Annotated in this window: 11 protein-coding genes and 1 pseudogene; 10 read left to right on the top strand and 2 right to left on the bottom strand. The window is 66.4% G+C overall.

Features of this window, described 5'->3' with window-relative positions:
- Window positions 1-534: 534 nt before the first annotated feature.
- Together ACNPQM_RS41645 and ACNPQM_RS41640 are read right to left on the bottom strand one after the other, a co-directional pair.
- The gene (locus ACNPQM_RS41645) at window positions 535-1467 is read right to left on the bottom strand and encodes a MerR family transcriptional regulator (RefSeq protein WP_418088064.1); all 933 of its coding nucleotides are present in this window, start codon (window positions 1465-1467) and stop codon (window positions 535-537) included.
- 380 nt (window positions 1468-1847) lie between these two features.
- Entirely contained in the window at window positions 1848-2237 is a 390-nt protein-coding gene (locus ACNPQM_RS41640; RefSeq protein WP_418088063.1) for a VOC family protein, read from the bottom strand.
- A 390-nt stretch (window positions 2238-2627) separates the two neighbouring features.
- On the opposite strand from ACNPQM_RS41640, the gene ACNPQM_RS41635 reads away from it, so the two are divergent.
- The 10 genes and pseudogenes from ACNPQM_RS41635 (at window position 2628) to ACNPQM_RS41590 (ending at window position 12960) form a co-directional block, all read left to right on the top strand.
- Window positions 2628-3704, top strand: a complete 1077-nt coding sequence (locus ACNPQM_RS41635) for a serine hydrolase domain-containing protein (protein ID WP_418088062.1) — start codon at window positions 2628-2630, stop codon at window positions 3702-3704.
- A 143-nt stretch (window positions 3705-3847) separates the two neighbouring features.
- Window positions 3848-4155: pseudogene (locus ACNPQM_RS41630) on the top strand (hypothetical protein); the annotation flags it as partial.
- 285 nt (window positions 4156-4440) lie between these two features.
- The gene (locus tag ACNPQM_RS41625; protein WP_418088065.1) at window positions 4441-6645 is read left to right on the top strand and encodes a M4 family metallopeptidase; all 2205 of its coding nucleotides are present in this window, start codon (window positions 4441-4443) and stop codon (window positions 6643-6645) included.
- A 224-nt stretch (window positions 6646-6869) separates the two neighbouring features.
- Window positions 6870-7262 (top strand): hypothetical protein, encoded by a 393-nt coding sequence (locus ACNPQM_RS41620; RefSeq protein WP_418088061.1) that lies wholly within the window; start codon window positions 6870-6872, stop codon window positions 7260-7262.
- Window positions 7263-7598: 336 nt separating this feature from the next.
- On the top strand, window positions 7599-8795 hold the full coding sequence (locus ACNPQM_RS41615) for a cytochrome P450 (protein ID WP_418088060.1): 1197 nt from the start codon (window positions 7599-7601) through the stop codon (window positions 8793-8795).
- Window positions 8796-8826: 31 nt separating this feature from the next.
- The gene (locus tag ACNPQM_RS41610) at window positions 8827-9012 is read left to right on the top strand and encodes a ferredoxin (protein ID WP_358860950.1); all 186 of its coding nucleotides are present in this window, start codon (window positions 8827-8829) and stop codon (window positions 9010-9012) included.
- A gap of 246 nt (window positions 9013-9258) precedes the next feature.
- Window positions 9259-9909, top strand: coding sequence for a hypothetical protein (locus ACNPQM_RS41605; protein WP_418088059.1), 651 nt, complete (start codon window positions 9259-9261; stop codon window positions 9907-9909).
- 43 nt (window positions 9910-9952) lie between these two features.
- Window positions 9953-10966 (top strand): hypothetical protein, encoded by a 1014-nt coding sequence (locus tag ACNPQM_RS41600; RefSeq protein WP_418088058.1) that lies wholly within the window; start codon window positions 9953-9955, stop codon window positions 10964-10966.
- 20 nt (window positions 10967-10986) lie between these two features.
- Window positions 10987-12321: a Dyp-type peroxidase gene (locus tag ACNPQM_RS41595; RefSeq protein WP_418088057.1), complete on the top strand. Its 1335-nt coding sequence runs from the start codon at window positions 10987-10989 to the stop codon at window positions 12319-12321.
- A gap of 210 nt (window positions 12322-12531) precedes the next feature.
- Complete coding sequence (locus ACNPQM_RS41590; protein WP_418088056.1) at window positions 12532-12960, top strand: VOC family protein; 429 nt, start codon at window positions 12532-12534, stop codon at window positions 12958-12960.
- The last annotated feature ends 176 nt before the right edge of the window (window positions 12961-13136 follow it).

Genomic DNA, 13136 nt, shown 5'->3' with positions numbered 1-13136 from the left:
AGGCGCAGCGAACTTTGGCGCTTCGCGCCTCCGGACCAAGGATGCGTTTCCCTCCCCGGCTGAAGCCGGGGATACCCACGCAAGATCAGGGATGGTGATCTCCTCTGCCGTTGTCGGTGCTGACACACTTACGACGGCACAGCTCGGCGGGATGTGACATGAATACCTGTGACCTGCGTCTCTCCTCTCGCGCTGCAGTACGACGTTCGGGTCCACTGCCCAGTCGTCGCCCCTGACCTCAAGCCTCCTCAGTCGCTCAACGTTCGGTGGCAATCCGGTGATCAGCCGACGGGCCCGCGCAGTCGGGGCGCCCGGCACGGGTCGGCGTGGGCCGGCCCGCCACTCGCCCGCGTCCTGGGTTTGGTTGATGGCGCCGCACCGCCGCGTCCGGAACGCCGGCGAGTCCGTGGCCATTGACGCGGTTCCATCGGCGAAGGAGCGGGACCGCCTCCGGAATGGGGCAAGTCGCGGCAAGGCGGTCGCGGCGTGGTCCGAGTCGTCCGGCCATCGCGGTTCACGAGCCGTTCGCCATTGCTACAGCCGGGCACGCAAGGCCTGAATGGTCCAGTCGAATGCCGGCGTCAGGCTGTGCGGGGCGGTCCAGCCGTTGATCACAGCAACCAGCTGGAAGTACCTGTCTCGACGCGGGTCGTTCGCAGTTCCCAGCCAGGACAGCAGGCGACGCCGGAGCTCGACGTCGTCGTTGCCGGCAACGACGTACGCATAGTGCGCCGTGATCGCCGCAATGACCGGATCCGCCCGGGGAGAGGCCGGGTCGGTGCCGTCTGCAAGGGCGGGAGCAACCTGGTCACGGACCACTGCCGCAACGTCGCGGCCCGGTGGCACGGCTCCCTCCTTCGTACGCTCTGCCATGTGGTCCTCGGCCATCCCCCGCATGCCGGCGCGGAAGTCCGCATCCTGGGACAGCTCGGCCAGCTCCACCCACGCCTGGACCTGCTCCACTTCGGGATTGTCGGGCAGTTCCGGCGTCATCGAGCGAATGACGGCTGCCAACTCGGGTCTGTCGTGCAGGTCGGCGAAGACAGCGTCGAGGAAATCACCGATGAGGTAACGGCGTTCGTCATCGGACAGTCGGGCCAGCTTGTGCATGAGTTCCATCTCCTCAAGGGTGGACTCGCGTCTGGCCACCGCTGTCAGTACCGCACGGCGCAGGCGCAAGGTCTTGATCTGCACTGCGAGGGCCTCGGCATGCGCCGCCGCAACCTGCGGGAGCAACAGCTCCCGGTCCACTACCTTCCGAATCGTGGAAAGGTCCAGTCCCAGGTCACGCAGGGTTCGTACGAAGTCCAGGCGCGCGACGGCATCGATGCCATAGAGGCGGTAGCCCGCCGGGCTACGGTCGATCGGCGGCACGATCCCACGGTCGGAATAGAACCGAATGGTCTTGACCGTGAGACCGGTACGCCGAGCCAGGTCACCGATCGAGTAGAGCGTGTCGCCGTCCATGCCCCCACCTTCGCGTCTCCCCCCACTGGAGACTCAAGCCCAGTCCGACGCCGGTAGCAAACCACGCCCCTGCCCGAGCCCAGCCGGCTGCACGGACGCGTCGAGGCCTACCCGGCGTGCCAGCGCCGCGGGCAGGAAGCCGCCCGTCCCGGACGGAGTGGCGAGCGAAGACCAGTCCGTACTGTCGAGGAGCGCTTGATGGTGGGGTAGTTCGTCGCGGCCAGGGTTGCTGGTCCGGCTGCGGCTGTTGGTCACAGGCGGAGGCTATGGCGTCGTCAAGCGAGTGTTCTTGCCTCAGCGGCCCTTCTCACGTCACGTTCTGACCAGGACCGGCCGACGTAGTGGACTGTTTGACGGGTCAGACGTGCCCCGTCGGCGGCTCACTGACCCTGGGCGATCTCCCACATGTAACCGTCAAGGTCTCGGAAGCTGGCGGTGCGCGGACCCCAGCTCCGATCCATCGGGCCGTTGACGAGCTCAATGCCGGCCGCGGCGAGCTCCGCGCACTTCGCATCGACGTCGTCCACCTCGACGGTGAAGACCATGCGCACGCCAGCCTCGCGCGGGGCCGCGGTCGCTGGCTCGATGAGTTCCGGAACGTGCGTCGTCTGCAGCAGGTTGAAGATCGTCCTGCCGAACCTGAAGGCGACGGACTGCTCGTCCTCGAAAAGGATCGGGGCGTCGAAGACGTCCAGATAGAACTTCTTAGAGGCAGCCAGGTCTTCGACGAAGACGGTGTTGGCGGCGATGCTGTTGGCCCATGCGCTCATGACGGCTCCTTGCTCATTGGCGACGGAGTACAGAGCCTACGACCGTCCACTGACAACCCACCGCGGGCCCTGGAAGCAGGGCCCGCCCCGGCTCATGCTGCGCAGGTTCTTTGAACCAACGCGGCTGAGCCAGAAGCTGTGTCCGAACCTCTTCCACTGTTCAGGGGCATGGTCGGGTACGGGGATCAGTGGATGCGCCACGCGCCTGACACGATTGTCCATCCGGCTGCCACCCGTTCGAGAAGGGGCGTATCCCGGATGGCGGGTGGCCATTGCGGTTTCTAGCCTCGGGCCATGATCTCTCGTCATTTACTTTCAGCTGCTGTGCTGGCGCTGGCTGTGTCGTCTCTGCCGTCCGCTGCGGCTTCGGCCGCGCCGCACCCTTCCGGCATGGGGTGGTCTGTGCAGCGTGACGCCAACGCGCTGCACGATGCCGGGGTCACCGGAGTGACGGTCCGTCTGGAAACACCGCGCGGGACAGTCACGGCCCGCTCCGGGGTGGGGGATCTGGTCACTCGCCGCCCGGTCTCGAAGGACGGCTATCTGCGGCTGGGCAGTACCACCAAGACGTTCGTCGCCACCGTCGTACTGCAACTGGTGGGCGAAAAGCGGATCTCCCTTGACCAGACGGTGGAGCAACTGCTGCCCGGGGTCGTGTCCGGAGCCGGAAACGACGGCCGGACCATCACCGTCCGCGACCTGCTGCAGCACACCAGCGGCCTGCCCGACTACATCTACGACGTCTTCCCCGACCCCAGTGCCCAGACCTATTTCGCGAACCGGTGGCGTGCCTACACGCCCAAAGAGCTGGTGGCCCTGGCGATGCGCCATGAGCCTGCCTTCCCAGCAGGCACCAACTGGGCGTACTCCAACACCAACTATGTCCTGGCCGGAATGATCATCGAGAAGATCACAGGCCGCACCTGGGAACAGCAAGTCCACAACCGCATCCTGCGCCCACTCGGCCTGGAGCACACCGACACTCCCGGCACTTGGCCCTTCCTGCCGCATCCGCACACAGCCAACTACCAGCAGTTCACCGTGGACGGCCCGATGGTCGACACCACAATCCCCTATCGTCCCTTCGACAGCGGGGCCGACGGCTCGATGACCGGCACGGCCCGCGATCTCAACCGCTTCTTCACCGCCCTGGTCAACGGACAGCTGCTGAGGCCCGCCGAGCTCGCTGCCATGCAGACCACAGTCCCGGTGCCGCAGGACAGCGGTCACCCGGCAGGCACCCGGGACGGCCTGGGTCTGTTCTTCACACCCCTGTCCTGCGGCGGCGGTTACCTCGGGCACGGAGGAAGCGGCTTCGGATATGTCATCCGTGTCGCGACCACCACGGTCGGCCGGCGCACTATCACCGTCTCCGCGCACAGCCGCTCCGCGGACCCGCAGACCGCGGCCCGTCAGGAAGACACACTGCGCAGCCTCATCGACCATGCTCTGTGCCGCACCACTTGAACATGCGCTCACCGTCAGGTTCAGGCCGTTCGTGCCGAGCCGGGTGACTGCTGCCTACTCTTCGGTAGTTCCGACGACCGCCCCATCACAGTCAACGCCAAAGGTGTTGCACGCGACACTGTCGCTCACACTGGCGCTGATCAGAACTCGGCTCCACCGGCGAGATCGCCCGCAAGGGCGTGCCCGCTCCGGTCCAGCCCGACAAGAGATGGGTGGTCGTCCGCAGTCACGCATGGATGAACCGCTTCGGCAAGCTCCGACGCTGTAACGAGAAGCGCAGCCAGGTAGTTGACCTGTGCCTCTACCTGTCCGCCACGATCGTCACTCTCCCTATGGTGTCATCCGGCGCGCCACCCATCCCTACCGCTGGGACGGCGCCCGACCACCAAGGGATCAAGTGACGTTTACTGCAGGGCAGTCCAACGATCACCACAGATCAATCAACGACTGATTTCGGTCAAGTTGGCGATGCGTACCTGACGGGTCTCCGTCAAGGCTGGCACGCTTCTCCCCAGTCGTCGCAGAACACTTCTACAAACGCACGCGCACCACACGATGCGGCGATCACGTCGGACACCGTCCGACCCACTCGCACCTCCAGCTCCACCGGGCGGCAACACCCCCGCCTGCCCGGCTGACTCCCGCCGTACCTACCCGGCCGCCGCAGAAGGAGTTCCGTGTGACCCGATTTCCCCGAAAGGCCGTCGCCGCGAGCGCGTTGATAGCCGGCGCCGCGATGATCGCGGCCGCGCTGCCGTCCAGTGTCGCCACCGCCGACACCATGAGCCAGGCCCCGGCCAAGGCCCGCGCCGGCGCACTGCCGGTGAAGTTGTCTCCGTCGCAGCGTGGCGAGTTGCTGGCCGCGGCGAACGCCTCCCGGGCGGCGACTGCCAGGTCGCTGCAGCTGAAGTCGCAGGAGGCGCTGATCGTCAAGTCCGTCCTGAAGGACGCGGACGGCAGCCTGCACACCCGCTACGAGCGGACCTTCGCCGGACTGCCGGTCCTGGGCGGCGACCTGGTCGTCCACACCGCCGCGAACGGCTCCGCCGAGGGCGTCACCAAGGCCACCAACGCGACCATCACCGTCGCCTCCACCACTGCCGCCAAGAGCGCCGGCTCCGCGAAGGCCCTTGCGCTGGGCCGCGCCAAGGCCAAGGGCGTCGCGAAGGCGACGACCGGCAGCGCCCGCAAGGTCGTCTGGGCCGCGTCCGGCACCCCGGCCCTGGCCTGGGAGACGGTGGTCGGCGGCACCCAGGCCGACGGCACCCCCTCCGAGCTGCACGTCATCACCGACGCCAAGACCGGCAAGAAGCTGTTCGAGTTCCAGGGCATCGAGACCGGCGTCGGCAACAGCGAGTACTCCGGCCAGGTCACCATCGGCACCACACCGGTCGACGGCAGCTACTCGATGACCGACGGCACCCGCGGCGGCCACAAGACCTACGACCTCAACGGCGGCGGCTCCGGCACTGGCACGCTGTTCACCGACGCGGACGACATCTGGGGCGACGGCACCACCAACAACCGGCAGACCGCCGGCGTGGACGCCGCCTACGGCGCCCAACTCACCTGGGACTACTACAAGGACGTCCACGGCCGCAACGGCATCAAGAACGACGGTGTCGGCGCCTACTCCCGCGTCCACTACGGCAACGCCTACGTCAACGCCTTCTGGTCCGACTCCTGCTTCTGCATGACCTACGGCGACGGCGCCGGCAACACCAAGCCGCTCACCTCCATCGACGTCGGCGCCCACGAGATGACCCACGGCGTCACCTCCAACACCGCCGGCCTGATCTACAGCGGCGAGTCCGGCGGCCTCAACGAGGCCACCTCCGACATCATGGCCGCCGCCGTGGAGTTCTGGGCCGACAACGCTTCCGACGTCGGCGACTACCTCGTCGGCGAGAAGATCGACATCCGCGGCAACGGCACCCCGCTGCGCTACATGGACAAGCCCTCCAAGGACGGAAAGTCCGCCGACGCCTGGTACTCCGGTCTCGGCTCCATCGACGTCCACTACTCCTCCGGCCCGGCCAACCACTGGTTCTACCTGGCCTCCGAGGGCAGCGGCGTCAAGACCGTCAACGGCGTGGATTACGACTCCCCGACCTCCGACGGCCTGCCGGTCACCGCGATCGGCCGGGACGCCGCCGCCAAGATCTGGTACAAGGCCCTCACCACCTACATGACCTCCTCCACCAACTACGCCGCCGCCCGCACCGCCACCCTCCAGGCCGCCGCCGACCTGTACGGGCTGGGCAGCGACACCTACATCAACACCGCCAACGCCTGGGCCGCCATCAACGTCGGCCCCCGCGTCATCGGTGGCATCCTGCTGACCACCCCCGACGCCCAGACCAGCGCGGTCGACACCGCCGCCAGCCTCCAGATCAAGGCCACCGGCTTCAACCCCGGCGCCCTCACCTACTTCGCCAGCGGCCTCCCCGCCGGCCTGACCATCAACCACACCACCGGCGTCATCTCCGGCACCCCCACCACGCCGGGCACCAGCAACGTCACCGTCACCGTCCGAGGCTCCATGCACGGCCTCAACACGGCGACCTTCACCTGGCACGTCGCCAGGGGTATCGTCGAGAACACCACCGACGTGCCGATCCCGGACATGGGCGCCGCGGGCCCCGCGGCCTTCTCGGACATCGACGTCACCACGATCTCGGGCCAGGCGCCGAGCGACCTCAAGGTGGGCGTGGACATCAAGCACACCTGGCGCGGTGACCTGGTCATCGACCTGGTCGCCCCCGACGGCACGCTGTACCCGCTGAAGAAGAGCAACTTGTCCGACTCGGCCGACAACGTGCTCGAAACCTACACGGTGGACGCCTCCAGCCAGGTCGCCAACGGCACCTGGCGGCTCCAGGTCCGCGACGTTTACCGCGGCGACTCGGGCTACATCGACAGCTGGAGGCTCATCTTCTAAGCCTCAGAGTGCCCGGCAGTAGGCGCGCACCGGCGGTCAGAAGGCGACCCGCCGGATGAAGGGCAGGCACGAGCCGCGGTGATCACGAAGCTCTCTCAGCTGAGCGATCACCGGAAGGCTCGTGCCTGCCCTGCTGCTGTCAGAACCGTATCTCAACTTCGCACCTGGTCATATCGGTGGCCGCGTCGAACGCCGCAACGATCCCGGGCCCCCGGCTGATGCTCATGACCCTGTGCGAAACCGGCACCCGCGGCCTGATCGGAGCTGTCTTCGGTCCCGTCACCAAGGGCGAGACCGACGACGCCCACGACCTGGTCGGCCACCCGACCTCGGACATGCTCCTCCTGGCGAACCGCGCGTTCGACAGCAACGAACTGCTCGCAGACATCGCCGCTGAGGGGGCTCCGTTCCTGATCCGCGCTACCAGCGTCCGACATCCGCCGGTGCTCGCCCTGCTGCCCGACGACGGTGCGACCGACCGCCGTGAGAACCGCCCCTGCCGCGTCTCGGTGCGGCAGACAGGCTGTCTCAAGAGCCATCTGCTCTCTCGCCGTGTGCAGGGGACGGAGCCCCGTCCTTCCATTCAGCAGATGGTCGGGCACCCTCCCTTCTCGTGAATCTCGGCGTGGCACCCGAAATCGGATTCCGTAGCATGGAGGACGGACGTGAGTCAGCACCGCACGTGCAGAACATGGCCGACCTTGTCGCCCGTTCTCGGTGCAGTCCTGATTCATGGGTCCACAGGCACGCATTCCTTATGCGACGCGTGCCCAACTACGTACGGAAATCCGGGCGCGTCACCCAGATGGCTCTCAGCGCCCGGCCAAGGCAGCAGCCGGAATCAACGGTCCACAGCGAGTTGACAGAACACTCACTGGACCATTTGGGTGCCTGAGGCATCCAAATGGGGAGAGGCCGGCAGGAGTCCCCCCACTCTGTATGCGAGGTCCGCCATGGCAGACATTGAGACCATTTCCTTTCCGCAGGACCGAACCTGCCCCTACCACCCGCCGACTGGGTACCGGCCTGCGCGTCGGGGACCACAGCCGGTGTCACCCGCCCGGCTCTTCGACGGCCGCACCGTGTGGCTCGTGACCGGGCATGCGGAGGCGCGGGCGTTGCTGGTCGACCCTCGGCTGTCGGCCGACCGGGAGAACCCGGCGTTTCCTGTGCTCACCGAGCGGGCGGCAGCGACCGCTTCGCGACGCATCGAACTGCTCGGTCTCGACGACCCCGAGCACAACGTTCAACGACGGATGCTGATTCCGAGCTTTACGGTCAAGCGCACAGCGGCCCTGCGGCCGCGGATCCAGGAGACCGTGGACAGACTGCTGGACGGGATCATCGAGCAGGGCCCACCGACCGATCTGGTCAGTGCCTTCGCACTGCCCGTTCCGTCCATGGTCATTTGCGCGCTGCTCGGTGTGCCCTACGCCGACCACGAGTTCTTCGAGTCGCAGTCGCGCAGGCTGCTGCGCGGTCCCGCAGCCAGCGATGTCGAGGCCGCGCGGGACGCACTCGACGACTACTTCCGAGCCCTGATCCAACGCAAACGGTCCGACCCCGGCGAAGGATTGCTCGACGAGCTCATCGCCCAACAGCTGGACACCGGGGCCGTCGACCACGACGAACTGGTCCGACTGGCCGAAATCCTGCTCGTGGCCGGTCACGAGACGACGGCGAACATGATCTCCCTCGGTACCTTCACTCTGCTGCAGCATCCCGACCAGTTGGCCCGGGTGCGCGCCTCCACGGACTTGATGCCCACTGCCGTCGAGGAACTGCTCCGCTTCCTCTCCATCGCCGATGGAATGTCTCGGGTGGCTACGCAGGACATCGAGGTGGGCGGGGTGACAATCCGGGCCGGAGACGGCGTCATCCTGTCCACGTCCGTGATCAACCGGGACGAGGCCGCATATCCGTCGCCGGACGAACTGGACCTTGGGCGGAATTCACACAACCATGTCGCGTTCGGCTTCGGTGTCCATCAGTGCCTCGGTCAGAATCTGGCACGGGCCGAAATGGAGATCGCGCTGCGCACGCTCTTCGACCGTCTTCCGGGACTACGGCTGGCGGTACCCGCCGACGATATCCCGTTCAAACCGGGTGACACTGTCCAAGGCATGCTTGAACTGCCCGTGGCATGGTGATCGAAATCCGAACGGAAAGGACCCTGTTGCGATGCGGATCAGTATCGATACGGATGTGTGCATCGGCGCCGGACAGTGCGTGCTTGTCGCGCCGAACGTCTTCACCCAGGACGACGACGGTTTCAGCAAACTGCTGCCGGACCACGAGGACGCCGCCGGCCCCCTCGTCAAAGAGGCGGCCCGCGCGTGCCCCGTACAAGCGATCACGATCGAATAGGCCCATGGCCCACACGCGGAGTGGACCACGCTGTTCCTGACGGCCGGTCCGCCCCGGCCGCTGTCGCCGTGCCGTCCTCGTGAAGCTGCCGGCGGCTGAGCTCGCAAAGTACGACCTGTCGTCCCGGTCGGCCGAGGAACACCGTACGCAGATCCGCGAAGCCTCCGGCTTCCGTCCGGCTGCACCTGTCCGGCAACTGCCCTTGACCTCCCCCCGCGGCCCGCTCCGGCCAGGCTGCCGACGGGTTTGCCCGCACCCGAGGCTCCTGATCGCGACGGTGCTGCTCATCAGGCGGATGGAGTGGCTGCGTGGCAAGATGAGCAGGAGTTGTTCCCGGCCGGTAGGTGGCGGGAAGGAGCAGATATGGAGATCAAGCCACAGGCGGCTGTCATCCCCAAGGAAACGGGCCATCTCGAGCAAGGGAAGTACGGCCCCGTATTTCCGAAGACACCGGCGTGTTACGGGTTCACCATCGTCGCGAGGGTAAAGCCGGGCCGAGCCGAGGCAATCCGTGAGCACGGCAAAAACCTGGCCGAGGCGCTGGAGCGGGATCCGTATCTTCTGGCGCCGCTGAAGCTGCACTACCTGCGCTGGGTTCTCTTCGACGACGACACTCGTTTCATGTATCAGGGGATCTTCGACACCGACTTCGACAAGTACACCGAGGACGCCGTCGCCCTCTTCAGCAAGGCGGGGGTGAGCACGGCCTTCGAGAACCTCGAAGGGTTTCCCGAGGACTGGAAGACCAACCCCGAGGCGTTCGTCAGGTTCGTGCGTGAACACCACTGTCCGAGCTTCATCGAGTACGGCGAATATCCGTTCGTCACAGCCGACGAGATCAAAAAAGCTCTGCGGATCAAGAGCGCGCTGTCGGAGATGCTCGACCAACTGCAGTGAGAGCGGCTGCAGCACGCTCGTCCCACTGTGGATCGGAGACGAGATGAACGAGGTTACGACCGCACGTACCTACAATCAGAACCACATCCCGCGTGAATACACCCCTGGTCGGCGACGGGTGAGCGTCTACGTCTCGTGGAGCTATCCGGCGGAGGCGGGAAGGAACCCTGCCGAGCTGGACAACCGGTTCTCCACCATGACCGAGGTACGACGGGTGACCTGGCCCGCCTACGAGGACCCGAAGTGGTCCGAGCAGTCGCGGTTCCAGCAAGGCATCGCCGGTTCATTGGAGTTGTTCTTCTGGGCCTGGGTGCCGTTCCAGCAGTTCGTCGAGGAGACCACCGGACATCCCGTCCCCGTATACCAACGCATCGACCAGGCCGGTTTCCATACCCCGCTCGACGAGCGGGTACTGGCGGACACCGACACCTTGTTCGTGTTCGGGCTGGATCACATGATCACAGGACAAGAGCCCGAACCCGGTGAGATCGAGGCACTGGGCGCATTCCTTGAACGTGAGGACACCCGTCTGGTCCTGGGACCTCACCATGACGTCGGGGCATCGGACGATCTGACGGTGCGGGAGATCGAATACTGCCATCACGGCGATCTTCTGGTTCCCCGCCAGCAACGGTTCGCCACCTATGTCCGGGGCTTGATGCAGGGGCTCGGGGTACCCGTCGAGAACCGCTACGGACTTCGTCCCGCCGTGCAAGGGCCGAACCGAATCGCCCCGTTCTCCGCGGTCCGGGATGCGGATACGAGGGGCTGGCTGGACGGGGTGACGAACTTCAACTTCCACCAGCACCTTCCGCATTACGCCGTGACGAGCGACGAGCCGGACGCCATTCAGCTGCTGGCGCGGCAGCCGATCGACATCTCCAGGCCCCATCCGTTCATCGAGGCAGGCAACACCGAGTTCAACATGTTCCTGTGGATGCCCCCGAGCGGTGAGCGGGCCGGCGATGTGCTGCTGGCGGACTCCACGATTTTCAGTTCGCTGTTCGGCGGCGACGAGAGCCTGCGGAATTTCTGGCGGAACCTCGTCACGAAGTAGTGACGCAAGGAGGCGCGAGTGTGAGCACGAACGGGCGAGCCGCTCTGGAGCTCGACGATATTCAGCGCGGGGTCCTCACCCCTCGTCCTACGCCCTACGCGGCTACCTATCTGGTGTTCCGTATCGATGACCGGGCGCATGGACGGGAGCTGATGCGGCGCGCGAGTGCGGTGGTGACGTCCGCCGCCGACTCGGCCAGCCCCCTGGGGGAGACGTGGGTGAGTATCGCGGTCACCTGTCACGGGCTGAAGGCGCTGGGTGTGCCGCGCGCATCGATGGACACGTTCGCCTGGGAGTTCCGCCAGGGGATGGCAGCCCGCGCCAAGGTGCTGGGTGATGTCGACCAGAGCGCCCCCGAGCACTGGGAAGCGCCGCTGGGCACGCCGGATGTCCATGTCGTGCTCACGGCGGTCGCGCCTGATGCCACACGGTTGGCGGGGGCCCTCGATCGAGCCCGCGCCGCTTACGACCGGCTCCCCGGGGTGACCGCGATCTGGCGGCAGGACTGCTACGCGCTGCCCACTGAAACCGAGCATTTCGGCTACCGCGACGGCATCAGCCACCCTGCCGTCGAGGGCAGCGGCTTCGCCGGGTCGAACCGGCTGGAGGTGCCTTTGAAGGCCGGCGAGTTCGTGCTCGGCTACCGCGACGAGATCGGCGGCATCCGCACGCTGCAGCCGGAGGTACTGGGACGCAACGGCAGCTACGCGGTATTCCGTAAACTCCACCAGCGGGTCGCCCTCTTCCGGTGCTATCTGCGGGACAACGCCACCGGCCCCGAGGACGAGGAACTGCTGGCAGCCAAGATCATGGGACGCTGGCGCAGCGGTGCACCACTGGCGCTCAGTCCGCAGCACGACCACCCCGCTCTCGGAGCCGACCCACAGCGCCGCAACACCTTCCTGTACGAGCAGGACGATCCGGTGGGCTTCACCACGCCCAGCGGCTGCCACATCCGGCGGGCCAACCCCCGCGACGCGTCGGTGGCGGGCGAAGTGCGACTCCACCGCATGATCCGACGCGGCGCCGCCTACGGTCCGGCGCTGCCTGAAGGAGTGCTGGAAGACGACGGGGCCGACCGCGGCCTGATGTTCGCGTTCATCGGGGCCCACCTCGGGCGCCAGTTCGAATTTGTCCAGTCCGAATGGATGAACGACAGCGTCTTCTTCGGCGGGGGCAACGCCGGCGACCCCGTCACGGGATCCCACGACGGCGTGACCGGCTACACCATTCCCCGGCGGCCGGTCCGACGACGTCTGTCCCCACTGCCGCGGTTCGTCGTCACCCGCGGCGGCGAGTACTGCTTCCTGCCGGGTCTCAACGCCCTGCGCTGGCTTGGCGATCTTCGGGACTGACACTGCAGTCATTGCCTCAGCCCGTGGTGACGACTAAGGTCCGTCAGGTGACTGCCGGGTCGGCCATGAGCCATGCACGAGTGAGTTTCCCGGCCTCGGCGTGATGGCGAGGCGGGCAAGAGCCCCGCCCCTTTTCCGCGTCTTCCTGCCTGGCGCCCGTATGTGGCGCCCATCCCAGCGGATCCCAAGACCCGGAGACACACCGCACACATGCCGAACGACAAGAACTACCTGCACGAATCCGAACGGACGGCGACCGCTGTCCAGCTGAACCACACCGCCGTCTACGCCACAGACCGGCAGCTGTCGGCCGAGTTCATCGCCGCGATATTGGGGCTGCAGGTCGGTGCTCCATTCGGGCCGTTCCTTCCCGTCGACCTCGGCAACGGGGTGACGCTCGACTACTACGAGAAGCGTGGCGAGCCGATCCAGTCGCAGCACTACGCGTTCCTCGTGCCTGACGAAAAGTTCAACAACATGATCGCCCGTCTGGAAGCGGTTGGGGTCACCTACTACGCCGATCCCAGCCACACCGAACCCGGTCAGATCAACCGTCTGTTCGGCGGTCACGGCGCGTACTTCGACGACCCGGACGGCCACAACATGGAGATCATGACCCGGCCTTACCTCCGCCCCTAGAAGACTCATGAAGATCTTGTTGAGGGGCTGTCCGGCCGTAGGCCGGGTGGCCCCTTGGTCTATGTGGTGGCTGGGTTGATTGTCCAGGTGCTGCCGGTGCGGGTGAGTCCGAGGTTGATCAGTCGGCGGAGGTTGAGGGCGGCGGCTCGGGTGTGGAGCCAGGTGTCGTTGGCGAT

The organism is Streptomyces sp. NPDC056231 (assembly GCF_048270745.1).
In the GTDB taxonomy this organism is placed as follows: Bacteria; Actinomycetota; Actinomycetes; order Streptomycetales; family Streptomycetaceae; genus Streptomyces.
This window is presented reverse-complemented; position numbering and strand designations above follow the sequence as displayed.